At 36.2% G+C, this 23,681-nt stretch carries 25 protein-coding genes and 1 pseudogene; 6 read left to right on the forward strand and 20 right to left on the reverse strand.

The annotated features are described in order from the left end of the window. Positions 1-122: 122 nt before the first annotated feature. Entirely contained in the window at positions 123-689 is a 567-nt protein-coding gene (locus ES765_RS14805) for a TlpA family protein disulfide reductase (RefSeq protein ID WP_138115092.1), read from the forward strand. A gap of 33 nt (positions 690-722) precedes the next feature. Here ES765_RS14805 and ES765_RS14810 read toward each other — a convergent pair whose 3' ends face one another. Continuing rightward, complete coding sequence (locus tag ES765_RS14810) at positions 723-1,778, reverse strand: phosphotransferase enzyme family protein (RefSeq protein WP_138115093.1); 1,056 nt, start codon at positions 1,776-1,778, stop codon at positions 723-725. 363 nt (positions 1,779-2,141) lie between these two features. On the opposite strand from ES765_RS14810, the gene ES765_RS14815 reads away from it, so the two are divergent. Further along, complete coding sequence (locus ES765_RS14815) at positions 2,142-2,696, forward strand: hypothetical protein (RefSeq protein ID WP_138115094.1); 555 nt, start codon at positions 2,142-2,144, stop codon at positions 2,694-2,696. A gap of 76 nt (positions 2,697-2,772) precedes the next feature. Here ES765_RS14815 and ES765_RS14820 read toward each other — a convergent pair whose 3' ends face one another. From ES765_RS14820 to ES765_RS14865, 13 genes are all read right to left on the reverse strand, one after another. Continuing rightward, a complete protein-coding gene (locus tag ES765_RS14820; protein WP_138115095.1) occupies positions 2,773-3,963 on the reverse strand; it encodes a CynX/NimT family MFS transporter in 1,191 nt (396 codons plus the stop codon). A gap of 64 nt (positions 3,964-4,027) precedes the next feature. After that, positions 4,028-4,582 carry a phosphatase PAP2 family protein gene (locus ES765_RS14825; RefSeq protein WP_138115096.1) on the reverse strand — a complete coding sequence of 185 codons (555 nt, stop codon included), beginning with the start codon at positions 4,580-4,582 and terminating at the stop codon, positions 4,028-4,030. Between the two features lie 90 nt (positions 4,583-4,672). After that, positions 4,673-5,560 carry a diacylglycerol/lipid kinase family protein gene (locus ES765_RS14830; protein WP_138115097.1) on the reverse strand — a complete coding sequence of 296 codons (888 nt, stop codon included), beginning with the start codon at positions 5,558-5,560 and terminating at the stop codon, positions 4,673-4,675. Then, complete coding sequence (locus ES765_RS22750) at positions 5,557-6,288, reverse strand: LTA synthase family protein (protein ID WP_317131425.1); 732 nt, start codon at positions 6,286-6,288, stop codon at positions 5,557-5,559. Before ES765_RS22750 ends, ES765_RS14830 begins: the two co-directional genes overlap by 4 nt. Continuing rightward, positions 6,230-7,543 carry an LTA synthase family protein gene (locus tag ES765_RS14835; protein ID WP_317131426.1) on the reverse strand — a complete coding sequence of 438 codons (1,314 nt, stop codon included), beginning with the start codon at positions 7,541-7,543 and terminating at the stop codon, positions 6,230-6,232. The genes ES765_RS22750 and ES765_RS14835 overlap by 59 nt, the downstream gene beginning before the upstream one ends. A gap of 84 nt (positions 7,544-7,627) precedes the next feature. After that, complete coding sequence (locus ES765_RS22360) at positions 7,628-7,996, reverse strand: hypothetical protein (protein ID WP_317131427.1); 369 nt, start codon at positions 7,994-7,996, stop codon at positions 7,628-7,630. An 11-nt stretch (positions 7,997-8,007) separates the two neighbouring features. Continuing rightward, positions 8,008-8,367, reverse strand: a complete 360-nt coding sequence (locus ES765_RS22365) for a hypothetical protein (RefSeq protein ID WP_249356469.1) — start codon at positions 8,365-8,367, stop codon at positions 8,008-8,010. 11 nt (positions 8,368-8,378) lie between these two features. Beyond that, the gene (locus ES765_RS22370; protein ID WP_249356472.1) at positions 8,379-8,615 is read right to left on the reverse strand and encodes an outer membrane beta-barrel protein; all 237 of its coding nucleotides are present in this window, start codon (positions 8,613-8,615) and stop codon (positions 8,379-8,381) included. A gap of 142 nt (positions 8,616-8,757) precedes the next feature. Beyond that, the gene (locus ES765_RS14845; RefSeq protein ID WP_249356474.1) at positions 8,758-10,713 is read right to left on the reverse strand and encodes a TonB-dependent receptor domain-containing protein; all 1,956 of its coding nucleotides are present in this window, start codon (positions 10,711-10,713) and stop codon (positions 8,758-8,760) included. Positions 10,714-10,854: 141 nt separating this feature from the next. Next, positions 10,855-12,117 (reverse strand): sensor histidine kinase, encoded by a 1,263-nt coding sequence (locus ES765_RS14850; protein WP_138115098.1) that lies wholly within the window; start codon positions 12,115-12,117, stop codon positions 10,855-10,857. Positions 12,118-12,120: 3 nt separating this feature from the next. Then, positions 12,121-12,795 (reverse strand): response regulator transcription factor, encoded by a 675-nt coding sequence (locus ES765_RS14855; protein ID WP_138115099.1) that lies wholly within the window; start codon positions 12,793-12,795, stop codon positions 12,121-12,123. Between the two features lie 86 nt (positions 12,796-12,881). Beyond that, positions 12,882-13,469 (reverse strand): bifunctional precorrin-2 dehydrogenase/sirohydrochlorin ferrochelatase, encoded by a 588-nt coding sequence (locus ES765_RS14860; protein WP_138115100.1) that lies wholly within the window; start codon positions 13,467-13,469, stop codon positions 12,882-12,884. Positions 13,470-13,503: 34 nt separating this feature from the next. Then, positions 13,504-14,091, reverse strand: a complete 588-nt coding sequence (locus tag ES765_RS14865) for a DUF4202 domain-containing protein (protein ID WP_138115101.1) — start codon at positions 14,089-14,091, stop codon at positions 13,504-13,506. Between the two features lie 675 nt (positions 14,092-14,766). Between ES765_RS14865 and ES765_RS14870 the strand changes: the two genes are divergently transcribed. Next, on the forward strand, positions 14,767-15,207 hold the full coding sequence (locus tag ES765_RS14870; RefSeq protein ID WP_249356476.1) for a nucleoside deaminase: 441 nt from the start codon (positions 14,767-14,769) through the stop codon (positions 15,205-15,207). 66 nt (positions 15,208-15,273) lie between these two features. On the opposite strand, the gene ES765_RS14875 is transcribed toward ES765_RS14870, so the two are convergent. The 4 genes and pseudogenes from ES765_RS14875 to ES765_RS22375 all read right to left on the reverse strand — a co-directional run. Continuing rightward, positions 15,274-16,485, reverse strand: coding sequence for a Pycsar system effector family protein (locus ES765_RS14875; RefSeq protein ID WP_138115102.1), 1,212 nt, complete (start codon positions 16,483-16,485; stop codon positions 15,274-15,276). Between the two features lie 54 nt (positions 16,486-16,539). Further along, on the reverse strand, positions 16,540-20,280 hold the full coding sequence (locus tag ES765_RS14880; RefSeq protein WP_249356478.1) for a metallophosphoesterase: 3,741 nt from the start codon (positions 20,278-20,280) through the stop codon (positions 16,540-16,542). Positions 20,281-20,308: 28 nt separating this feature from the next. Further along, positions 20,309-20,479: a hypothetical protein gene (locus ES765_RS21800; protein ID WP_171017314.1), complete on the reverse strand. Its 171-nt coding sequence runs from the start codon at positions 20,477-20,479 to the stop codon at positions 20,309-20,311. A 5-nt stretch (positions 20,480-20,484) separates the two neighbouring features. Then, a pseudogene (locus ES765_RS22375) lies at positions 20,485-20,637 on the reverse strand (NAD-dependent succinate-semialdehyde dehydrogenase); the annotation flags it as partial. Positions 20,638-20,848: 211 nt separating this feature from the next. On the opposite strand from ES765_RS22375, the gene ES765_RS14890 reads away from it, so the two are divergent. The 3 genes from ES765_RS14890 to ES765_RS14900 are packed head-to-tail and all read left to right on the forward strand — an operon-like array spanning position 20,849 to position 21,733. After that, positions 20,849-21,181: a YtxH domain-containing protein gene (locus ES765_RS14890; RefSeq protein WP_138115103.1), complete on the forward strand. Its 333-nt coding sequence runs from the start codon at positions 20,849-20,851 to the stop codon at positions 21,179-21,181. Further along, positions 21,182-21,529 carry a phage holin family protein gene (locus tag ES765_RS14895; RefSeq protein WP_138115104.1) on the forward strand — a complete coding sequence of 116 codons (348 nt, stop codon included), beginning with the start codon at positions 21,182-21,184 and terminating at the stop codon, positions 21,527-21,529. 9 nt (positions 21,530-21,538) lie between these two features. Then, positions 21,539-21,733: a hypothetical protein gene (locus ES765_RS14900; protein ID WP_138115105.1), complete on the forward strand. Its 195-nt coding sequence runs from the start codon at positions 21,539-21,541 to the stop codon at positions 21,731-21,733. A 2-nt stretch (positions 21,734-21,735) separates the two neighbouring features. On the opposite strand, the gene ES765_RS14905 is transcribed toward ES765_RS14900, so the two are convergent. Both ES765_RS14905 and ES765_RS14910 read right to left on the reverse strand, forming a co-directional pair. Next, the gene (locus ES765_RS14905; RefSeq protein ID WP_138115106.1) at positions 21,736-22,785 is read right to left on the reverse strand and encodes a helix-turn-helix domain-containing protein; all 1,050 of its coding nucleotides are present in this window, start codon (positions 22,783-22,785) and stop codon (positions 21,736-21,738) included. A gap of 154 nt (positions 22,786-22,939) precedes the next feature. Then, a complete protein-coding gene (locus tag ES765_RS14910; RefSeq protein WP_138115107.1) occupies positions 22,940-23,422 on the reverse strand; it encodes a Dps family protein in 483 nt (160 codons plus the stop codon). Between the last annotated feature and the right edge of the window lie 259 nt (positions 23,423-23,681).

Genomic DNA, 23,681 nt, shown 5'->3' on the forward strand with positions numbered 1-23,681 from the left:
TATTGTGGTAAGCCCAAACACAACCTATTACATAGAGGTAAATCCATCAAGGAATTGGAGGTTTTTTTGTTTTTCACAAAAACGTTGTGAGCATCTTAGTACATCTCTTAACTTTACACCCCATGAAAAACCGAAAATTGAAAATCAGTGATATCATTTTTATAGTTTTTATCGCCTTGTTGCTTATTCCACAAACTAGAACACCCATTCAAGTAGCGCTCAACAAACTAAAGGTGGCAGTATGGTCTCCAAGTATTTCAGCTATGGAAGATCAAGATCAGGTAACGCCTTTTAAATATGCTGTACAAGATTTAAACGGTGTATCTAAAACCATTCCAATTGGTCAAGGGAAGGTCACTTTTTTAAGTTATTGGGCGACGTGGTGTCCACCATGTATTGCAGAAATGCCCGGTATTCAAGAATTATATATAGATTACGGAGAGACCATCAATTTTGTGTTGCTGACCCAAGAAGAGGCTGAGAAAGCACAGCGGTTTATGACTAAAAGTGGGTATGACTTACCGGTGTATATTCCTCAAATGCAAGCTCCTGAAATACTCCAAGAAAACAGTCTTCCCACCAATTACATTATTGATGCCCAAGGTACTATTATCATCAAAGAAACCGGTGCTGCAGATTGGAACAGTGGCAAGGTGCGCAAATTGTTAGATGGGCTGCTTTCTAAATAAGAACGATATGCGCACGAATCTTTAGAATCTTAATTAACGAAGTCTTTCTTTAATATAAGTAGACATCACTTCTTTTTTGTTCAACGCTTTCTCTGCAAAATTGAAAAGGCTTAAACACCTGTCTAGATTTTGATTCTCATACGATACTTTATAGTAGATGTTATTATTCAAATAGTCTGTAAGCGCCCTTATGCCATGCATAAAAGGCATAAATACGGCGCCAAGTGGAAGACTTTCTTTTTCTGCATCCGTTAAAAATTCAGGGTTTGATGCGAGTCCGTCTACAAAGGCTTCGAACAGTGCAGTATTAAACGTAATCTTTTCATGATTTTGTTCATCTTCAGGTGCTGTGTTTACAACAGTTCTAATAGCATCACCAAAATCGTAATAAAAATAGCCCTTCATTAGTGTGTCTAGGTCGATTAGGCACAAGGCCTTATCAGCGTTCTTGGAGAACAGGATATTATTGAGTTTTGTATCGTTGTGACAGATACGCACCGGTAGGTTTTCGGTATCTAAATGGTTGAGTTCGTTCAGAAAATAATGTGCTTTTTGAATAGCAACTTCCGCAATCTGACGTTTTTGGGGTTCGGAGGTGTTAAGCGCTAGTTTAAATTCTTGGGTTCTATGGGGAAGGTTATGAAACTTTGGTAGGGTATCTTTAAATAGGCTGACATCTATTTTTTTCAAGAAACGATGGAATGCACCAACGATTCTGCCCGCTTCAAAAGCAATATTCGTATTGGTGGTCGTGTTGTAGGTAGTACTATTAGGTATATAGTTCATCATGCGCCAGAAACCACCATTTTTCTGTAGGTAATTTGCGCCATTTTTGGTACTTAAAAAAGTAATTTGAGCATAATTATCTGGCCCCAAATGAGGAAGGGCGTAGCCTATGTTATCCATTAAAATACCTGCATTCTTAAACACATTATGATTTATTTTCTGAAGAATGAATTGTTGGTCCTCCCCATCTGTCACCAAAAAGGTGTCATTAATTAGACCGGCATTTAAGGGTGTCCAGTGAAACTGATTTCCGTTGAGGGTAAACTCTTGAAGGATATCAAGAATGTTTTGTTGGTGGGTCATAAAAGTGATTTGCGAAATAATTGTTAAAGGTATTAAAACCATTGATGTCAAGCATCAACCCTTGAGATTAGTTCTTCTATTCCGTTTTAGAAAAGGAACTATGTGGTGTTGTGAAAATTCGTTTAAATGATACTTCGTGTTATGAGCAGGTTAAGCATAGCACACTATAGAACGTAAAAATTTAATTTATATACACACAAAGGCAATAGAGGTTATATGTTATACGTTTGTAAGTCAATTCCTATAGTTGTAGATAATTCCGTTTGAGAAATAAAAGTATATTCATTTTAAATGCAGTATAACTTTTACGTAAACGATTTGTACCATTAGCCAGTTTTTAAAAGAGATTTAAAACCCCCAATAATGATTCAGATTAAAACCTACTTTAAAGTTTCAGTATTATTTCTTACTTCCCTGTACACCCAAGCGCAATGCGAGGTGTTTAAAAGTGAAATTGCCGACGTTAAAAAGTACATGTTGCAGGTGAGTCAGCTATCTGATTCATTACGTCCGGCTTCTGAAATTGCATCATTTAATGCTAAGTTTAGTACAGCACGATTCAGTACCAAAACGGTTCTGTTATTAATGGGACAAGCGGTTACGGCTGCCGATGAAGCTGTTCTTCTTGCTTCGGAAGCACAATATGACTCTCAGAGCTGCGGATTGGTAGAAGCAATGAGTTATAGCATAGACGCAGAGCGCCATGCCATTGACGCTCGTGATTTTTCCAGTGAGGCATTTGAAAATGTAAAAAGCGCCTCCAAAGCGAGAAACTTGGGAAATTTACAGTTCTATATGCGAAAGGCGCAACGTATAATAAGGGAAGCCATAAATTCTGCGGATGCATCTGCATATGCTGCCGAAATTGCACATTACAGCTGTAGTCATGATGAAGACCATGCCAGTTTAGATAAATAATTTTCTCTGGTAATTTCAGAAATCAAAAAGCGTTAAAAGGTGGTTTAGTGTTGTATGCACTGGGCTACAAATAGCACTACACGGTTTCTGCTTTTCCTGCCCCTAAACCCATATATAATTTGAGGACAGCAATTATAAATAACGACATAAGGGCATAGTCCCAATTTCCTGTCAAGTCAAAAATCCCACCAAATAACATTGGTCCTGTTGCAGCTACTAGATACCCTATAGATTGTGCCATTCCAGATAATTCTGTGGCGCCTTCGGTATCGCGTGAGCGCAACACTAAAAACAGTAAGGCAAGCCCAAATGTGCCGCCTAAGACGATACCTAATAAAGATATCCACATAGCGACCAAGCCAAACTGAGGTAAAAGGAGTCCGGTTAAACTTATTAGTTCAAGAAGTATTAATACAACCACTATTCCGCGTTGGTTTTTCAACTTTCCTGCCAAATAGGGGATGCAGATAGACCCGATAATTCCGGTTGCTTGAGATAAGGAAAGCATCCAACCGGCAAAGGCAGCATCATAGCCCCTACTTTGTAGAATAACAGGTAGCCATGCCAAAATAATATAGAACACCATCGACTGTAGCCCCATAAACAGGGCAACTTTCCAAGCCAATTTTGATTTGACCAGTTTTTTCATGGCTACGCTAAAACTTCTATTACTCGAGGTTTTAGTCAATTTACCCACCTGGGGCATCCAAACAAAAATAGCTACAAACGATACTAGCCCCCAAACTACTAATGAACCACGCCATCCTAAATTAAGATTGTCTGCTAGAGGAACACTTAGCCCAGCAGCCGTAGCCGCTCCCACAGACATAATACTAGAATACATACTGGTAATAAACCCAGAATTTTCACTGAAATTTCGCTTGGTCAAACTGGGCAACAGTACATTTCCAAAGGCGATTCCAATACCTAATAAAAAAGTACCCAAGTAAAGAGCAGGGATCCATTCAATATAGCGCAGGGCAATCCCTAAAGTCAATAAAATCATGGCTCCTAATAAAGTACCGCCAATACCAAAGCGTTTGGTGAATAAGGGTGTTAGTGTAGATACAACTCCGAATGCAATAAGCGGAAGGGTCGTCAATAACCCTAAAAGCGTATTCGATAACCCTGTACTACTTCTAATTTCTTCGATTAACGGACCTACACTTGCTAAGGCAGGACGCAGATTTACCGCAATAAAAATAATACCTACTATTAAAAGGTAGTTATTGATTTTCTTAGGGTTTTTGAAATGGGATTCGGACATAGTAATAGCCATATAAAAACGATGCAAAAGTACCGAAACCTAGACCCATAATTTCTATAGAAGTTTAAAATTTATATATAAAACCAAGTGAATAGCTATTCGCATCGTTTGCAAAACTCAGCTGCATATGTTCCCTTTGGTATGGAGTGGTAAAAATGTAAGCGCTACCGATACCAACAACGGCTCCTGCCAACACATCCCAACTATCATGTTTTTGGGCATTTATTCGACTATACCCGGTATAGCCTGCTAAAATATAGGCGGGTATTCCGTAACTCCATCCATATCTTTTCTGAATAAAAGCTGCACTCTGAAACGTGGTTGAGGTATGCCCAGAGGGGAAGGCCCGATTCCCATTGTTGAATGGTCTTTTTTTGTCGGTCGCATATTTGAGACCTATGGTTACGGCTTGGTTAAGTGTAAAACCCTTGGCAAATTGCCAAGTACCCTCATAATCGCCGATAACTAAGCTACTTGTGAGCGCTGTTGCGGGCATCACAAACAGGAGTATATCACCAGAGGTCTGTATCGTCTTGTTTTGACTATAAACAGTTGTGCTAAGTATGAGTAGAAGCGTTATTGTACAGTGTCGTATTTTGTGCTCGAAAGTAGAACGCATAAAGTTTCGTATTTGAGTTTTTTTTAAAAAAATACAATTTGATTCTAAAGAGAATTTAAAGTTCGGATAGGTTGAATACCAATAGGTCAATTATTTTGCGGTAAGGACGCACAATGATTTTTCTAAAATGGAAATTGTAAGTTGATTTGTATCTATTCGGTTATGTTCACCATCTACTTGAGTATCGAAAAAATCTGCATGATTACGGGTAAGTTGCACATTTGTTGTCTGAAAGCTTTTCGATTCTTTTAGCCAATGTACTTTTCTAATAATGATTAAAATACCCAGCCATAACATTTTTAATCGATTAATTTTCTTGATGACCAGCACGTCTAACATGCCATCTTGAAGGGAAGCTTTCGGAGTTAAACTCAATTTATAGCCCATTTCATTTGAATTCGAGACCAAAACGATAAATGGATTTATCATTGGGGCTTCCCCATCGATACCAATGGATAATGGCGTATTCTTTTTAATATCGCGAAACGTTGTTACACAGGCACTGATATATCCTAAAAGGGTTCTTTTTTCAGAGGACTCATAATGTTTGATTAAACGGGCATCAAAACCTACGCCTGTATTGCTAAAAAAATAACGACCGTTGATACTCCCAACATCAATATGTTCTTTATGTTTATCCCTAATAATCTCTAAAGCCTTTCTCCTTTTCTTCGGAATTTTAAGGTTAGATGCCAATCCGTTGCCCGAACCCATAGGTACAATACCCAAAGCAATATTCTTACCTATTAAACACGTGGCCACTTCATTTATAGTTCCATCACCACCGCAGGCAACAATGATATCTGCCTTTTCTAAAATGGATGCTTCTGTCAATTCTGTAGCATGTGCTTTATATTCAGACACCTTTATTGTCAACTCGTGTACCCCTTTTATAAAATAGGGTTGTAGCTCCTCTTTGGTTAATGAAGCGTTGCCATGACCAGCAATAGGGTTTACGATGAAATGTATACGAATCATTGATTAAGCGATTTTAATTGAAGCCCTCCATTATGGTACAGCTCATCTGCTACTTGGTAATTTGAGATGGCTATTTTTTTAAAGGATTCATCCATTGGTATTTTTTGTAGACCGTTATCCATAGCGTTCCAGTTATAAAAATTTACTGTTTCTCCATCGCCTAACACTAGAACTTTTCCATCTTTTAGGTATCCTAATTTTCTATAATTGCCAATAAGGGCACGTTCATCTTGCGGACCCATTTTAAGGATATCCATTCCGAACAGATTGCTATTGTATTCCCATCCTAAGGTAGAGAATAACGTAGGAAAAACATCTATCTGTGAACAAAGCGTACTGATTTTTGAGGCTTGAACATTGGGTAAATTATAAATAAAAGCTGGAATATGGTAGTTAGCCACATCCAATTCCCATTTACCTGCACTACTGGCGCAATGATCACTCATAATTACAAAGACAGTATTTTTGAACCAAGGTTTAGTTTTGGCCTCTTTTAAAAACGCTCCGATTGCATAATCCGTATATTTTACAGCACCACTTCTACCAGTACCAGAGGGAATATCTATTTTTCCTTCCGGATAACTAAACGGTTTATGGTTGGATGTGGTCATTACAAAATCGAAAAATGGTTTGCCAGATTGATGAGCTTTATCTGCTTCTTTCAACACCTTATTGTAGATATCTTCGTCGCAAACGCCCCAAGCATTTTTCAAATGTGACCTCGTCATCTTCTATATTGGTACGCTTTACAGCTATATTGGCATCCAATAGAAATCCACGGCCTCTATCCACAATATTGAAACCATTGCCTCCAAAAAAGGTATTCATATTATCAAAGTAGCCATCACCACCATAAAAGAAATTACAATCATATCCTTTTTCCTTGAACACCTCTCCAATTGTAAAAAGCCCCGTGTTATTATTTCTTTTTACGATGCTACGGCCAGGAGCTGTCGGTATCGAAAGGGCTATAGCCTCCATTCCTCTTACGGTACGCGTTCCTGTAGCATATAGATTATCAAAGAAAAGACTGTGGTTGACAAGAGAATCTAAAACCGGAGTTATGTTCTGGTCACCACCCAAACTGTTCAGATATTTCCCACTAAGACTTTCAATACAGATAAAAATAACATTAGGTTTTTGTTCTGTGCCAGTCGTATCTAAAGAATGAATTGTTCTATAAATCTCATTCTTATCTGGATGCGTAAATTCGTCGTGAAAGGGTAGGTATTGTTTCTTTATAGTTGTAAAAGCATCAGCTTCTGGGATAGTGCTGTAAAATTTAGAATAAGCCAACTCATTGTTTCTAAAGGCTGCAAAGAATGAATATATACCGGCTTTTGAAATCTCGTTGTTATACCTGTTTTTCGACCATTCTGCTTGGTCATTGTTTATGAAAAATCCAAATAGGACACATACTGCAACCCAAGGTAACGTGGCTATAAAGCGTTGTTTAAAAGTCGTCTCGTTTTGAAAAATTGCTTGAAATAAGTTCTTTTTATAGCATATAAAAAGCGTAGCTGCAACTAAAGTAATTAGTGAACCTAAAAGCAATGGTAAAGTATACGATTCATTAATATTTTTGACCACTTCATAGGTGTAGATTAGATAATCTACCGCTATAAAATTAAAGCGCCGTTGAAATTCCTCCCAAAAAGTAAACTCTCCAAAAAAGGAGAAATAGATAATTAGAACAGCCAGAAAAAACCCGAACCAGGTACTTATTCTATCGAGATAGCTTCCACACCATTTTTTGGGGAAAATTAGCAAATAAAGTAAAAAGGGCATCAAGAACATTGAAAGTGTTCCAATGTCATATACAAGTCCTGTTGCAAAAGTTCGCACAAGGACACCTATATGCATGTCTACCTCTGAAAAGTCCCAAAATAAAAATGTAAGACGTACTAAAAATGAAGTAGTAATGAATAGCAGCACGAATGCTTTAAGTAAGGTATAGCGTTTTGGAAAAAGAAGGTTCCACATATTAAGGTAGTTGTTATAAACTGACCTTAAAAGTATGTGGTGATTCTTAAGAGATCTTAAAGCTCACACATTGTTGGGTGAATTTTATTTTACAGTTTTTAGTTTTCTGTGTGATATGATAATTAAAAACATCATACAAACAAGAGCTACTAAAGACGCAGGTAATGTTCCCAAATCCATCCCCCCTTTGTTTATGGGCTTGGTTAGAAAATCACCGAAGGTCGCTCCAAAAGGTCTTGTGAAAATAAAGGCAATCCAAAAAAGTACAATCTGGTTGATTTTTGTAAAATAATGCAATAAAATCGCCAAAATAATAATGCCGGCAGTAACCATCGCGCCATTCATGTAGCTCAACCCAACGACATCACTAAGATAATCGCCAAAGGCCGTACCTAAGCTATTAGAAAATAAAATGGCAATCCAATAATAGGTTTCTTTGCTACGATTAGTAATGGGATATACTTCTAAATTATTGAATTTTTATACCATAGAAATAATGTCGTTAATAGCCCAATAAATAACAACAAGCTCCCCCATGTATAGCCAAGATGCAGACTTCGGTCAATGAAATCTGAAATCTCTGTGCCTAATGTCGTAGTTGCAATAATGACCAGCCAAAACCATATTGGGATGTACTTTTTTCGAGTCAATTGAATTCCTAAAACAATACAGAAAAAAGCAAAGGTGATAAGAATACCGACCATATAGCCCAAACCTAAGGTTTGCGCAATAAAATCACCCAAGGACTCTCCGAGCGTGGTAGCCACGATTTTCATCAACCAGAAAAGCAAGGTGATTTGTGCTACTTTATTAAGTGTTTTCATGATAGAAGGAGTTATATTTTATATATAAAGCCTCCGCGAAATAATTGGGTTTCAAAATAATTCTGATAGGCGGCTGAAAAACCTTCATTCCTAACTTCTTGACGAATGCCAAAACGATTAAATATATCGGAAGCAGAGAAGGTGAGTTCCGCTTTTTTGTTCCAAAGGTTTTTCTTGATGCCTAAGTCTATAGAAGAACGGGACAGCTCTCTACCTTGGGGGAATGTTTTTATCGGAATAATAGACACCCGTTAATTGAAAGGTGAAATCACTAGGCAAACGAAGCTCTGAGGAAAGCTTTGCGTTCCAAGCATTGGCAGTAGATTCTTCAATTACAAAAGGCCGCACGAATGGAAATAGCACAGTGCCTTCATATTTTTCTATTGCATTTTAGTACCAGTTAATAGTACTGGAGAGGCTCCAATTTTGGGTTATGTCTTGACTTACTAATAATTCTAAACCGGTATTGGTAGCACTACCTGTATTTTGGTAGATTCTATTTACAATATCATAATTAGGATTCGAATCATCAATACTGAAAATACGCATGTATTGATCCTGTATGATTCTATGGTACACGGCGGAAAATAAGGAGCCAGAATCCCATGAGTATTTGTGAGCCACTTCAAAGGCATCGGTAAATTGAGGGCGTAAATAAGGGTTGCCAACCTTTAAAAGCTCTGGGTCGTCATATTTTGGGAATACCCGTAATTCTGGTTCACCTGGCCTATCGATACGTCGATTATAAAAAGCAGATATTTTGTTATACTCGTTTAATTTATAGGTGAATCGCACACTAGGGAACAACTCAAAATAATCGTATTTATCATTATTAGGATAATAGGTATTCGCAGGGTCTAAGTCATAAAATACGTTTGTCTGTTCTGCTCGTAGGCCTGCTTCAACATCATAAAATTCTTTTTCCAATAAGTAATTTACATACCCGGCATATAAATTTTCTCCCCAATCGGAAAATGAACCAAGCCCGGGATAAATTATAGATTGATTACCTGGAGTAATCGTATAATCTACAGGCAGTCTTCGAATACGCAGTTTCGCCCCTAGTTCAACTCTTCCATTACTAAGAGGCTTTACATAATCACTAGATACACTTGTGGTATTTTCTATTGCCTTAATAGTAGTCTTGTCCCTACCAATGCGAACTGAAGAGCTATCGTTTAATGAATAGGTTTCGTCTTCTAGACCTTGGGTATATTGTGCGTTGGCGCTCAAAGTATGTCCAGTTTGCTTGAATGAATGCCGATAGTTAACTGCGGTATTGACATAACGGGTTACTTCCTCTTCTTCCCAATTATAAAATCGGTTTCTGCTATTGGTATTCAAATCAATAAATGCGACTTGAGAAGTATCGATATGCCGTTCACGGTCATAAAGTCCAGAAAATGTAAAGCTGTTCTTGTCGTCTAGATTATAATCAATTCCGCCATTAATAATCGAACGGAATTGCTTTCGGTTTTCTGGCACTTCAGAAATAACATTTCGACCATCATCATAATTTCTAGTCGTAAATTCATTATTCGGCAGCGCTTCTTGAAGTATAAATTCTGATTGCAAGAAGTAATTAAGTTTCCCTTTTCTATAATTAAGATTGATGCTAGGAATCAATTTAGGGTTTACAGAAAAGCTACCAAGATCAGTAGGCGTGTCGGGTCTTCGTTTACCGAGTGCACCTAATCCGAAGGATAGCCCCACATCACCATTTAGGCCCTTTTGTCTCTCTTTTTTGTAGATAATATTTACGATTCCTGCAAAGCCGTTGGCGTCATACTTTGCCGATGGATTATTAATAATCTCAATTTTCTCAATGTTGGATGCAGGAATGTTTGCTAATCCCTTTTGGTTACCAAAACCGGTTAAGCTACTTTGTTTCCCATCAATCAGTACGACCACTTTATCGCTACCTCGTAAAACTACTTTTCCGTCTTGATCAAAGGTGACTCCTGGCATTGTTTTCATGGCATCTAAAACAGAACCACCGGCTTGCGCGATATTATTATCAAGATTGAAAGATTTTTTGTTGAGGTCGCTATTGATGGTGGCTTCTTGTCCAACTACTTGCACTTCGTTTAGTTGTTCTGCACTGGGTTGTAGTAATATTTTTCCAAGGTCATAATCGTTATTTAATCCGCCTGCAATAAATGGCTTTTCTACAGATTCATATCCGATAAATAAAAATACTAACATGTATTTTCCTGTAGTAAGTCCTAAGATTTCAAACCGACCATTATCATCGGTTATAGCGCCAGTCACCATATCTTGGGTTTCAGAATTTTGGACGGTAACATTGGCAAAAGGTGAATTTTCTTGGGTAATTGCATCATTCAATTGCCCTGTTACTCTTACCGAGCTTTGGGAAAAAGCTTAAGCTACAGAATAAAGGCTTAGAAACGCAATGATAATATTTTTCATGAAATCAACTTTAAACAACAAGGATACTGCAAGAATCTAAAGACAACTTTAAGAACGTTAATTTTCTTGAAAGAAAATCTTGAAATGATGTTCATTAGCGTCATAACTATAGGAAGGTTTGAACCCATAGCGGTCACATATTTTTTTCACGATTGCCAACCCTAGTACGGTAGATTTCACTTCGTCCGATTCTTTATAAAACCGATGGAATAATTGGTCAGGTTTCAGAATGGCTCGGGCACCTTTATTTTTCACAGTTAGAAATCCTTTTTCTAGAACTACCTCTATTGGGGTATTTGGCAAGGCATATTTTATGGCGTTAGATAATAAATTCTCGCAAAGTACTACTGCTAGATTTTCATCCATCAAAAGAATAACCTCCTCTTTACTTTTCAATTGTATTTCTGAAGGATAAAGTTCAGAGAGATTTTCAATTCGTTTTTCAAGAACTTTGTTCAAGTTACAAGGCGTTACGTTTTCGAATTGCTTGTTTTCAATTTTGGAAAGTAGTCCAAGTTTTTTGTTTAATTGTTTGAGTCGATGAATATCATTTTGAATGGAGGATAATTGTTCGAATTGTAGATTATTGAGCTTCTCACCGTTAATAATCGTATCTACCTTTGCCTGTATAATAGCTAAAGGGGTTTGGAGTTCATGAGAAACATCTTCTGTAAATTGTTTCAGGGTTTTATAATCAGAACGAACTTTATCGGTCAACGTGGTAATTTCGGTATTGAGTTCAGAAAATTCTAAAATATCACTATCTACCAGTGAAATAGTGTTTTCAGAAGTCAATGAAAATAGCTTCATTTGCTCCAAATTCTTAAAAAATGGATGCCATAGTTTTCGCGTTCTAGATTTATTCAAATAGAACAGAAAGATGAACACGAGTAAAATGACGATGAGATAAGAAACGACAACGGCAATCAAGATATCTTCTGATTCTACAATAAGTGCGCGAACGGTTATCCGGTACTTTTGGTTATTAATAATAGAGAAAGAAGTTAGCTCTCGAAACTCTTCTATTTCATTTTGGGAAGGGTCAAAAATCAAGGTATCCTTTAAATGTACAACCTCTAATTGAGAAACAGTTTCGACCTCAACCATAGGAGGGAGTTGGTACATAGTACTGTTTTCAGAAATTGAATTTTTAATTCGTGCTTCCGTAGAACGTAGCTCCTCTTCTACCTCTCTTTGTAAAAGATTCTGTACGTAAAAATAAAGTCCAATTGTACTGAATACCATTAACACAAGACTAATCCAAAGAAATGTTTTAGACGTCTTTCGTAGTAATCGTATCTTTTTAGTATGCGCTGTCATTGATTAACCTTCCATAAATTTATCACCACTACCATAAGCGGTCTTAATGTATTTTGCTCCGGCATCGGTCATTTTTTTACGTAGGTTGTTAATATGAACGTAGATAAAATCGTAATTATTAGCCAAATCGCTATGATCTCCCCATAAATGTTCGGCAATTATTTCTTTGGAAAGGACCCTTCCCTTATTGGTAATAAAAAACAACAGCAAATCATATTCTTTACGCGTAAGCGCCATCGGTTTTTCGTCGATATAAGAGGTTCGGGATCTGGTATCGATTGAAATTTCATTAAACTCCAATCGTTCTGTGCCACCAAACTTTCCCCTTCTTAGCACTGCCTTTATTCGGGAGTTCAATTCGGCTAAATGGAAAGGTTTGGTCAGGTAGTCGTCTGCCCCTAAATCAAGTCCTCTCAACTTATCCTCTAAGGAGTTATTGGCAGAAATAATGATGGTAGCCGATTCTTTTTTATTCTTCTTTAGTAGCTTGAGAATATCTAGACCGCTGCCAGTTATTAAATTAATATCCAATACTAATAGGTCATATTCGTATAGGTCTATTTTATACAAAGCTTGCTCATAGCTGGAAGCTGTTTCACATACATTCCCATCTTTTTCCAAGTAATTGGCGATGGCATATAGCAAGGCATCTTCGTCTTCTACTATTAGAATTTTCATGGCCCAAGGTTAAGGTATAAATATACGTTGCATATCTAAAGAAATTCTAAAGAACCATAAAGGCATACATTTGGGATTGTAAAATATTAGTCCTTCTTTTTTTTACTGACCAACCCTTTGGTAAACTCATTAAGTGTTTCAACCTTTTCCTCGAAATCGCCCTTTATGGACTTTCGATATTCGTTGAGGTTTTTTACAAGATCATCGATATTTTCAGGCAGTACATCCTCAAAAAATTGTCGTAGTCGTTTAGCCGTTGTTGGTGACTTTCCATTAGTGGAAATAGCCACTTTCACATTACCCTTTGTCACGATACCGCCCATATAGAAATCACAAAAAGGAGGATTATCAGCAACATTAACCAGAATCTGTTGTTCTCTACAATCATGATATACTTGCTCATTTACAGGAACATTATCGGTCGTTGCAATAGCCATATGTTTTCCGTTTATGAAAGACTTATCATATGAAGCCAAATTCATTTTTATATTGAATTTATTGGCCAATGCAATAGTATCCTCCCTAAACATGGGCGAGACCATTTCTACCTGAGCATTCGGGCTTGATTTAAGTAAAAAGGTCAATTTTTCTAAGGCTACATTACCGCCTCCAATTATTACTATTTGTAGGTTAGATACTTTTAAAAAAACTGGGTAAAGCTCATTCCGTTCCATGTATATATATTTAAGCTATGATAATGCTTTAGTACTACGCAAGAGCCTTAGTAACTAAATTTAGTGCGTATTTAGAAAGCGGTAATTTTAATGCTGCTTCTTGACCTTTTACAGACATTTTTCGCCAGGTTTTTTGAAGAATACCAATGGTTTTATCTTCAGGATGTTTTAGGGCAAAAGACTCAAAATAGTACTGTAAAAAAACCAAACAGATAACATCTTCTAAGCACTGTGTTTCTTCGTTTTTCTTGAGTTGTTTTTTTTCAAGCAGGAAGCAAACGTTGTCTATAGTATCTTGGCTGTAACCGACATCTTGTAAAATAAGCGATGCTTTCTTGGCATGGAATGTTTTCAAATCTTGTCTCCATCGTAAGTATCCCTCACGATTCATATCATAAGATGCCCTAGCAATTTCCCACCTACAGATATGTTGACAACGCACAGTGATACGTAATATTTCGGATGCTGTAGGGTGAAATTCATTCAAACATTCTGTCATACGAATGCTATAAAGCACTTCTTTGGGGTATGTTTTACCCTCAAAAATTTCGGTATAAGGGTCTTGTTTGTTAGCGGCATCAAACTGCTGAAAAGCCAGTACTAATTTATTTGGGGTCGCCATAATCTTTGAGTTGCGCCAAAGCTATTCAGAAAAGCCAACATACACAAAGCCATGTTCTATTTTAAAAGATAAGTAGTGGGCGCATCAAAACGTATATTCAAATTTTCTTCTATTTTCAATGAGAATATATTATAATCAATTAGGAAGCGTAAGTGAAGAAGAAATAACTAGCATTGAGATGGTCGATACAAACAAACCTTAGTTCAGCACCATGATTGTTTTATCGTAAATGAGAAAGGTTTTGGCGCTTAAAATTTTAGTATTTTGTTAGTACAAAATCTCAAGAGGTGAATGAGCATTATGTACACCTTGTATGTTCCGATCCAAAGAATAATTTTAATAAAAAACTGATTTAACTATTTATTATAACTCAAATAACAGGACTTATCCTACATTTAATCAATATGTTAGCGTATATTTAATACTGGCTAAAAAAAAATTATTTATTACGTATAATAGCTACTATATATTACCATTCGTACTTATCAATAACCAACATGGCACCATTTAAGACCAAAATTAAACCAGGTAATAAAAGCGAATCATCAATCGTGAAAGCTATAAAATTTACCATCATAATTGCAGTAATTGGTGTGCTGCTCTGCTTTGTCTTTTTGGCCCTAGAGCGATAATATAATTCGCTCCCGTTTATGGTAGCTGTTCAATTTATTCTAAATGAGTGCAAATCACTTACATTTTATGAGAAGGGCAATTTATTTGTCCAAATTGGGAAGAGAAAATGATGGAGGGTCATTTGGGGCTGTAATCGTAAAAGACGGTGAAATCATTTCCGAAGGGTTTAATAAAGTAAAATCCTTAACCGATTGTACCCAGCATGCAGAGCTTTTGGTAATTCAAGCGGCATGTAGGAGATTGAAATCCACTACGCTAAAAGAGTGTATACTTTATACAAGTTGTGAGCCTTGTATGATGTGTTTAGGGGCAAGTTATTGGGCGAAATTTCAAAAAATTTATTATGGTGCCTCTGCGCTACAGGCTAAAGAATATGGATTCGTCTATTCTACTATGTTTTATGCCTCTGATAAAGGCGCAAGACATAAAGAATTTAATTTAGAGCAATTATTAGCAAATGAGGCGGTATTGGTATGGCAATGATTAGACCAGTTTCTTTAAGTTGATATTGAATAATCGTAGAGACCTAAAGCATACAACCATGCACAGTTAAGGTTGCATAACTGGTAATTCTAACATGCGTTCGGGGCCATAAAATTTAAAGGCGATACCAAACGCGATAACCGAAAGCACCATACCAATCATAAATATAGTATACGTCCATCGTAATATTCTGTATTTTCTCTCGAGAACAATTCCAAGAAAATAAAGGTCTTTAGTTAAAGAGCTATAAATATAATCCTTATCCTTAATAAGTTGGGCCATTGCCCACTCGTACTGTGCTAATTCCATTTTATGAAAATTGCCAAAGAAAAGAAGGTTTACCTTTTTTGACTTTACTTCTTCTTCAGTGAACTGCCCTGAGGTAACATTGGGTTTGGTGGCCAAAACTGACATCACCATAGATACAATACTGAAAATAATAAAAACGAACGTTGGATAGATAAGATAATCGTTTGATGGATTGTCTAACTTGGGTATTAGGTTAGACAGCGCCATAGAAATGATAATTGCATTTACCGATAATAGTATATTGGCTTTTGTATCTGCTATATCGCTCAATTTTAGGTGATTTCGTAAAGTTACTCTGTATAAAGTCTGGATGCCCCTGTCTGGGAGTTCACCTTTGAACTTGGCCTTTAGACTTTCTTTCTTAACAAGTTTGTTATTTTTCTTTTTCGCCTTTATGAGCTTCTTAATATTCTTGTCCTTACCTTCTTGCCAGTTTGCTAGCGCATAATCGGTATAAAAGCGATGTTTGGTTCGTAGCAGGCGTATATTTTCTTGTCTCCAGTCTGCAGTAGAATAATTTTGAAACCCAAGAGAAGCAAGTTCTTCACGCAACAATTCTGAAGTTTCCCTAAAACTTTTGACGGCAAAATATGATGAGTTTGCATCGCATATTATTTCTTCTAGTTTATTTTTAGGCTCATAGCCTTCTGCAGTTGCCATAATTAAATTACAAACACTATCCATAAAACCTGAAGAGCAGTCATTTTCACCTAAGAACGCTTTGGCTAAATCACAACTACGTTCTTCATGATTGTTATATGAAACAGTGTAACCTAGGTCATGAAACCATGCCGCTACCAATAGTTGCTCTGTTTTTTTTTCATTTACTTGTTCACTCTGGATCAGTTCTTTGGTACTTTCTACCACACGTTGTGTGTGCCTTAGATTATGATACAGGTAATTTGGACTAGAATTAGAGGACAGTTTATTCGTGGCGAATTCTTCTGCTTTAATTATTATTGTTGACATACTTTATTTTTAAAGAGTAACACTCATGAAATTAAGGAATTAAAACTCCTTTTGTTAGATAGATAGACCAAAACCTACCTGAATCAGGTTACTTTCCTTAGAGTTGAAATATCCTATATTAAATGTTAATGCCTTTAAACTACTAATCCAGAAGCCACCACCCTGAGATGTATGCCATACATTAGAATTTTCATTAGGCTGCCATACCCTACCATAGTCAAAGCCGCCATACATACCGATAGTAACCGGCGAAACTGCAGTAACATAACGTTTGAGCTTTAATTTTAAATCTGATGATTGATAAAAATAAGACTTCCCGGTAAATCGTTCATCTCTAAATCCTCGTAGACCATTGCCACCACCTAGAGCAGGAGTATGGTAAAAGAATACTGTATTATAGTCAAATAATCCCTTATATTCTGCCATGGTACTATAAACCAAAGAACCTGAGGATTCCAATTTGTGGTCAAAACCAACCTTTAAGGAAGCATATCCAAATTTATTCGAATTGAGACTTAGGTTCGTTTTATATCCCGCCGCAAACCCAAAGTAAATAGCTTTGGATGGAAAATCTCCGGCATCATTACGGTCATATTCCCCTGTTAATTCTAAACCACCATAAGTTTGGTTATCAAAAACGGTATTACTTAAATTACTTGGATTAAAAAAGCGCTGCGGATTGTCGGCTACCTTAAAAGATTCAAAAAGTGTTTTTATGCGTAGGCTGTAGTATGCGAGACCTACACTTGCTTTGAACTTTTGAATTCTAGCCCTGTAAAAATCCCTTCCTTCATTATCTTCATTATTTATGGATTCATTCCCATATCCAAAAAAGTTACTTACGTAGCGATCATTGGTAAAGTAGGCATCCATTTCAAAATTCCAACCGGGAAAAACACTTCCATATTTACCTGAATACGCTATTTCTGCAGCTTCAAAATTGAAAAAGTAGTTAGCACTCATACTGTGTTTCTGTTTAAACGAATTACCATTAATTCCATTCTTCGTATAAGTATTTGAGGCTCCTAAAAATGAGCCGTCATCTGTTCTAAAACCAGCAGTTGGCACTAATATATTTGTGTTGGGGGTGAAGTATCTGAAATGGTACGTATTCGTTTTGTAGTTATTGGTGAGATGCGTTATAGGCTTTAATTCTTCAAAATTGATTTTCTCATGTTCCCAATCATATATGCGTATTTTCTTTCTGTCTTCAATATCATAGGTGTCTTCACCATAGCCGCCTATAATTTTTAGTTTTGTATTCGGGTTTGCCTTTCCTTCAACCACAAAAACATCATCATCACCAAGTCCATATATCCATAGTTCTTTCGTAAGGCTATCGTTGAAAGCTCTGGAATACATTAGCTCATTTTTTTTATCCGATAAATTTCGCGTCACAGTCACTTTCGTTTCACCATTACCCATTCTGGTAATAGTGAAAATATCGTCTTTTTCAGTTCCTTTAATGGCAACAATTTTATTCAGGTATTCTGCATATTTCTTAGCAACCTGGGGCAAAGTTTTAAGACGTTGTATCAAGCTCTCTTTAATGAATTCTGATGTTTCGTCCTGTACGGCAAAAGGTAGGCGTTTAAATGCTTTCTCAATTATAGTTGGAGTAATGCCTTGTTGAATAGCGTTAGCTTCCTCTACCCAGACTTCAGGCCCGTAAGAAGTAAGTAAAGTACGATCCAACTTATTACCTGAAAGATTAAGCCATTTTACATTGTCTACATCACCATCATAGGTTTCCCAATTCCTGGCGTTAGGAACGAACCATTGTATGAACGGTATCACTTTACCATCGAATCTAGGAAACACGTTATCACGATCTCTTGGTACCGGCATAAATTCTTTTTCACCATCGGGACTTTCGTACTCAATCCACCTCCATTGATCTTGGTGCCGATCCCAATCGCCAATAAGCATATCAAAAATTCGAGCTCTTATCAAGCTTTTTTCATCAACCGAATAAGATTCATCACTCTTAATTTTTTCAAGCATATCGGTCGTGCTTTCATAGTCCGTCACTTTACCAGAATTCTGGTCAATCGTTCTTCTATAGCCTTTATAATTTGCTTGTTCTTCGGAAGGTCTTCGTTCTATAAAGTAAAGTTCATCACCATAATCATCATTGAATTCCTTTAAGATCTCCTGTTTTGGCACATAAAACAATTCGGTATCAGAATGATTAATTTCTGCAGACTCTGCCAATGGGTCTACCACCATTTGCATATAAGGATGAGCGGTAGAGAAAAAATCTGATATCACTTTTTCAGCCCAAGTATCTTGATAATCTGTAGTGTTATATGCGATACCTGGTAATTTGAACTTTAGAAACTTAAGTGCGCTTTTACGTAAAGATCGCATAGCGTATTGCTTGCCATTGGCATCCTCTAGGCGTAAAGAAAAAGATTGGTGACCACCACCTTCTTTAATAACCTTTAGTCCGCCATAAAGTGTATCTAGCATAACTACCGTTGCATCAACCGGCTGACCATAGTATGAGCGGTAGCGTTTACCCCATAAGAACTCATAAAAGCTTCCTTTCTTATAAGCGTTAGGGTCGTCAAGAATTTTCACTTTTTCGATTTTGTTCGTACTTGCTGTAAAATTGGAAAACTCTTTTTTCGGTTCTAGTTTCGGTAATACAGGAAAAGTTGTACTAGAAGATAAATCGTCTTCTGAAACAAAGGTGACTTTAGAACTGCCATCATCATAGTAATCTAAACGGGCAAACCCACGATCACCAAAGGCATATTCCCCTTCAAAATTTAAAGACCCACCAATGGCGCTAATTTTGCCAGGGCCTAATTTGGTAGCGCTTTTAGCACCTAGAGACCCACTGATGATTTGGTGTATGTCTCCACCTTCAAGCAATTGAAGACTCTCTTCGTGACCAGAAATTAAGGTAATTCGGTCATTAGCTTGTGCCAATGCGCTAACAGCAATGCGCAGGTAGTTATATCTTCTAGAATTTACATGTTCTGGATTAAAAGCACCTAAATCCATTACTGTATTTTTAACGGTGCCTAAAACAGGAAATGGCTTTAAATGATCTTGAACGGTTGTCTTACCGGCATATATACCATTAGTGAATACTGGGTGGTGCATGGCAATAACAATGTTTTTCCCTTGGCCGTCACCAATATAACCTTCTAGCTCTTCCATGAAACGCCTACGGGTGATAATGTCGCTACATTTACTATTAATGCCTTCAATTCGAGACCAATTTGATATAAACCATTTAGAGTCTACCAAAATTAAATCTAAATCGTCATTGATAACCCTATAATCAATTGGGCAACCGTTATCTGGAGCTACTTCGGTATTTTTTCTATCCAGGTCTTTTAGGTAATCTTCAACCTTTTCAATTTTATTGAGTTGAAAACTTTTCCACTCATTATTACCAGGCAAGAATACTGTTTCCCCATTAAAATTAGCGGAGAGGTTCAGCTGCTGTTGAATAAGAAGACTGTCTACGTTCCAATTTTCGGAAGTTGGAGAAATATTATCCCCTGTGAAAATAAGCATGCTATTTTTAGATGCATTATCTAATTCTTTTTTAAATCTAACTAAAAGAGAATTGTTTGATGGGGATGAAGTATTTCCCAATCCTCCGGCAATGTAAAATGAATAGGTAATTTCATTATTAGAATTCTCATTTTCAGCATTGACAATGCTTTGCTCCTTAAACGTGGCGCAAGAAGAAATCAACAATAAAAGAACTAATAAACTGATAGTCTTCGCAAAATATATATTTGCCCATGGATAAAAATAGGGTTGAATGGTCATAGATTAAAACTCTTTAGATATATGTAGCTTAATTATTAAAAAACACGTTTGAAATGATTACACCTATAATTAGGAAGACTAGAAACACGACAAGTATTGTCACTCCTAATTTTGTTTTTTTATTCTTTTGAAGAATGAATTCTCTTGTTTCTTCCTCAGATTCTTTTACAAACTGTGTTTCTTCTGGTCCTTGTTTCATGAGTTTTATTTCTTAATATACACTGCTTTCTTATTGACAAATTCTAATATGCCTTCTCTAAATAATTCTCTGCCCTAGCCTGATGCTTTAGTGCCATCAAAGGGTAGTCTTGAATCAGATTTTATCATTTCACTGATAAAGAATGCTCCATCTGTTATTACTGAATATCTTTCATGGCAACAAATTTATAGCTTACCAGTATGACCGTTTAATGCTTTCGGCTTAATTCTTAACCCTTTTAGGCTATGGTTACCGTTAATATTTCGGGGTTTTGAGTTAAAGGAATGCTTAAAAAAGAACGTCCTTTGTATAGGATGAAATAAGTCATCGACTATTTTAAAATTAAAGTCTAAATAAACTATTAATAACATGAATAACAACGGAAATACATTACTGGCCATTATTGCAGGGTCTGCTATCGGAGCTGCTTTAGGAATTCTTTATGCTCCTGACAAAGGTGAAAACACTAGAAAATTAATTGCAGATCAAGCAGCTGCTACTAGAGATAATTTTGCTGAAAGCGCTGTGGATATTAAAAATAAAGTAGCTTCTAAAGTTTATGATGAAAGACAAACATTAGATACGCGAGTTGAATCGTTAGTTTCTGATTTGAGCTACAAAACTGAAGATGTGATTTCAACTCTAGAGGCTAAATTGGCCGAGTTAAAGTCTAAAAATAAGAAAATGCAGAAAACATCATAAATGGGAATTATTGATTCACTTAACGAAACGTCAAACAAAGCTATTGACGTAGGCGAGATTTACTATAAGAAAACGCAAGAGTATTATAGGCTTAAAGTGTTTCAACAATTAACAATGACCACTGGTATGCTGCTTAAAATAGCAGTCATTGGTGGTCTAGGTTTTTTGGCACTTATATTTTTATCTGTAGCCGGTATTATTTTTCTGGGTACGATACTAAAGAGTATGGCCGCTGCATGTTTAATTACAAGTGCAACTTTTATCATTTTTTTAATCATTGCTTACGTATTCAGAAAGAAAATTGATAATATGCTGATAAAGAAATTATCAGTCAAATTCTTTAACTAAGGTAATCACATGTATAAAAATTTTGACGAAATAGAATTCAATTTGAAACGCTTGAAATTAGAGCGTCAAATTGCTTTGGAGGAAATTAAAGGGCTAAAACAAGATGTTCAAGATGATTTGAGTCCGTATAATTGGATTTCCACCGCACTTTCTGCAGCAAAAAAATTCGGATTGCTCTATTTAATGAGAAAAGTAGTTAAGTAATACTATGCTATATCTATAGATATTCCTCTACCCCTCACATTATGCTGAAACTCGCTGGGGCTAATACCGTATTTTGCCTTAAAGATTTTAGAAAAATAACTTCTACTGCTAAAGCCAATGGTGTACACCACTTGAGATATATTCATATCTGTTGTATTAATGAAATCTCTGGCAGCTTCTAGTCGTATGTGTCTAATATATTCCGTTACGGTTCGCGCATACAATAATTTAAAGCCTTCCTGTAATTTTGCTTGCGAAAGTCCAGATTCTTGAGATAATCCTTCAACCGAATAATTTATTGAAAAATCAGAAACAATTGTTCTAGCAAGGTTCCTGACAATTTTCAATTCTCTCTTGAGAAGACTTGTTCTAGGGAGTGTGTTTTTACTGTCTTTTTCATGTTGGGTGATATGCATCGCTAATATCTCATACACCATTCCCTCCATTTGCATAATACGAATCATTCCATTTTTAGCAGGAATTTTACGCAATGCAGTTATTTTATTAGCCAGTTTAAGGTTGTATGATCCAAAGTATGAAAATCTATTTTCATGATCTGTATCCATAAATACCTCATGTAATTTCTTGTTTAATGATTCAACACCGTTCAGCCTCTTTTTTAAATACTTCTTACGGGTAAGTTGAACGATATTAATAACCAATTTAATGCCCTTTGGAAAATAACTATAGTTTTGACCACCCTCTTTATTGGTAATTATAACAGACTGAAACCGCTCTAATTGTTTCATATCATTCTTGCCATTTTTTCCAAATCTATGACTACAAGAACCTTCTAAGCAATAAATGAAATGAATTGGGTTGTATTCAGTAGTGTCTGTAACGAGCACAGTATCTTGATGAAATATTATATCATATTCTAAAAGCCCCACACCCCATTCAAAAGTTACAAACCGAATATTTCCTGTGGCATTTTCGTTATTTACAGTGAATGTGTATTCGCCCCAACGCTCCTTAATCTCTCCGCCTAAAACCCGTTGCATTTGCTGCATGGTGTCTTTTAGGCTTGTGGCGTGCACTTCAATTACGTTCATGTAGATTAGTCGTTAGACAGTAAATATCGGTCAAAAAAAGAAAAAAAAGAAAAAAAAGTTACAATTTTAAGCTAGTTGAGAAGCATAAAAATAAGGGTAAACACAAAAAAACACCCCTCTTAAAAGGGGTGTTTATAAAGGTATATATTACAAATTATAATTGGTCTCGAGAGTCTTTTGTCCAGGCATCCAACATCCAGCTAACTTTTTCGATTTCTCCAATGTAAGCTCCAATCATATCTATAGTTCCTTCATCGCCAGCTTCTTCAGCTTTTTTAACCACTTTGGTCATTTGTTTTAAAAGAACCTCATGTTGGTTAAGAATATTATCCACCATTTGTTTGTCAGAAATAAGGGAAGAGGTCTCCTTAATTGATGAGATATCAAAGTACTTAGAAAATTCACTTGTTGGGTGATGTCTTAGGGTCAATATTCGCTCAGCAATTTCATCAATTTTTATTCTTGCATCGGTATATAGCTCTTCAAATTTAATGTGCAGGTCAAAAAAGTTTTTACCAAGCACGTTCCAATGATAGCCTCTTAAGTTTTGATAGTACAAATTATAATCTGCCAATAATATGTTTAGTTCTTTGACAATAGGTTCAATATCTTTTGATTTAATATCTAAATAGCTCATTATATCTTGTTTATTAATTGAAATATAAAGTTACTTTTTAAAATTGCATACTATTAACTCAGAAACGGTATTGATCGACGCATTTAAAGAGTAAGAAAACTACCGATCCTATTAATTATCGATTAGAGGTTTTCTAAGTTCAAGTCATAAGTGCAACACGAATATTTAAAACAGATGGGGCTAGCCCCATCTGTTTTAGGCTCAATATTTATATTCGTTTTGATGAAACATTACAAACAATTGACCTTAGAGCAAAGGT

Source organism: Maribacter sp. ACAM166 (genome assembly GCF_005771495.1).
Classification (GTDB): domain Bacteria; phylum Bacteroidota; class Bacteroidia; order Flavobacteriales; family Flavobacteriaceae; genus Maribacter.

Coding starts and splice junctions, on each gene's coding strand:
- ES765_RS14805 (WP_138115092.1), top strand. CDS start 123: ATGAAAAACCGAAAATTGAAAATCAGTGATATCATTTTTATAGTTTTT.
- ES765_RS14810 (WP_138115093.1), bottom strand. CDS start 1,778: ATGACCCACCAACAAAACATTCTTGATATCCTTCAAGAGTTTACCCTC.
- ES765_RS14815 (WP_138115094.1), top strand. CDS start 2,142: ATGATTCAGATTAAAACCTACTTTAAAGTTTCAGTATTATTTCTTACT.
- ES765_RS14820 (WP_138115095.1), bottom strand. CDS start 3,963: ATGTCCGAATCCCATTTCAAAAACCCTAAGAAAATCAATAACTACCTT.
- ES765_RS14825 (WP_138115096.1), bottom strand. CDS start 4,582: ATGCGTTCTACTTTCGAGCACAAAATACGACACTGTACAATAACGCTT.
- ES765_RS14830 (WP_138115097.1), bottom strand. CDS start 5,560: ATGATTCGTATACATTTCATCGTAAACCCTATTGCTGGTCATGGCAAC.
- ES765_RS22750 (WP_317131425.1), bottom strand. CDS start 6,288: ATGACGAGGTCACATTTGAAAAATGCTTGGGGCGTTTGCGACGAAGAT.
- ES765_RS14835 (WP_317131426.1), bottom strand. CDS start 7,543: ATGTGGAACCTTCTTTTTCCAAAACGCTATACCTTACTTAAAGCATTC.
- ES765_RS22365 (WP_249356469.1), bottom strand. CDS start 8,367: ATGAAAACACTTAATAAAGTAGCACAAATCACCTTGCTTTTCTGGTTG.
- ES765_RS14850 (WP_138115098.1), bottom strand. CDS start 12,117: ATGACAGCGCATACTAAAAAGATACGATTACTACGAAAGACGTCTAAA.
- ES765_RS14855 (WP_138115099.1), bottom strand. CDS start 12,795: ATGAAAATTCTAATAGTAGAAGACGAAGATGCCTTGCTATATGCCATC.
- ES765_RS14860 (WP_138115100.1), bottom strand. CDS start 13,469: ATGGAACGGAATGAGCTTTACCCAGTTTTTTTAAAAGTATCTAACCTA.
- ES765_RS14865 (WP_138115101.1), bottom strand. CDS start 14,091: ATGGCGACCCCAAATAAATTAGTACTGGCTTTTCAGCAGTTTGATGCC.
- ES765_RS14870 (WP_249356476.1), top strand. CDS start 14,767: ATGAGTGCAAATCACTTACATTTTATGAGAAGGGCAATTTATTTGTCC.
- ES765_RS14875 (WP_138115102.1), bottom strand. CDS start 16,485: ATGTCAACAATAATAATTAAAGCAGAAGAATTCGCCACGAATAAACTG.
- ES765_RS14880 (WP_249356478.1), bottom strand. CDS start 20,280: ATGACCATTCAACCCTATTTTTATCCATGGGCAAATATATATTTTGCG.
- ES765_RS21800 (WP_171017314.1), bottom strand. CDS start 20,479: ATGAAACAAGGACCAGAAGAAACACAGTTTGTAAAAGAATCTGAGGAA.
- ES765_RS14890 (WP_138115103.1), top strand. CDS start 20,849: ATGAATAACAACGGAAATACATTACTGGCCATTATTGCAGGGTCTGCT.
- ES765_RS14895 (WP_138115104.1), top strand. CDS start 21,182: ATGGGAATTATTGATTCACTTAACGAAACGTCAAACAAAGCTATTGAC.
- ES765_RS14900 (WP_138115105.1), top strand. CDS start 21,539: ATGTATAAAAATTTTGACGAAATAGAATTCAATTTGAAACGCTTGAAA.
- ES765_RS14905 (WP_138115106.1), bottom strand. CDS start 22,785: ATGAACGTAATTGAAGTGCACGCCACAAGCCTAAAAGACACCATGCAG.
- ES765_RS14910 (WP_138115107.1), bottom strand. CDS start 23,422: ATGAGCTATTTAGATATTAAATCAAAAGATATTGAACCTATTGTCAAA.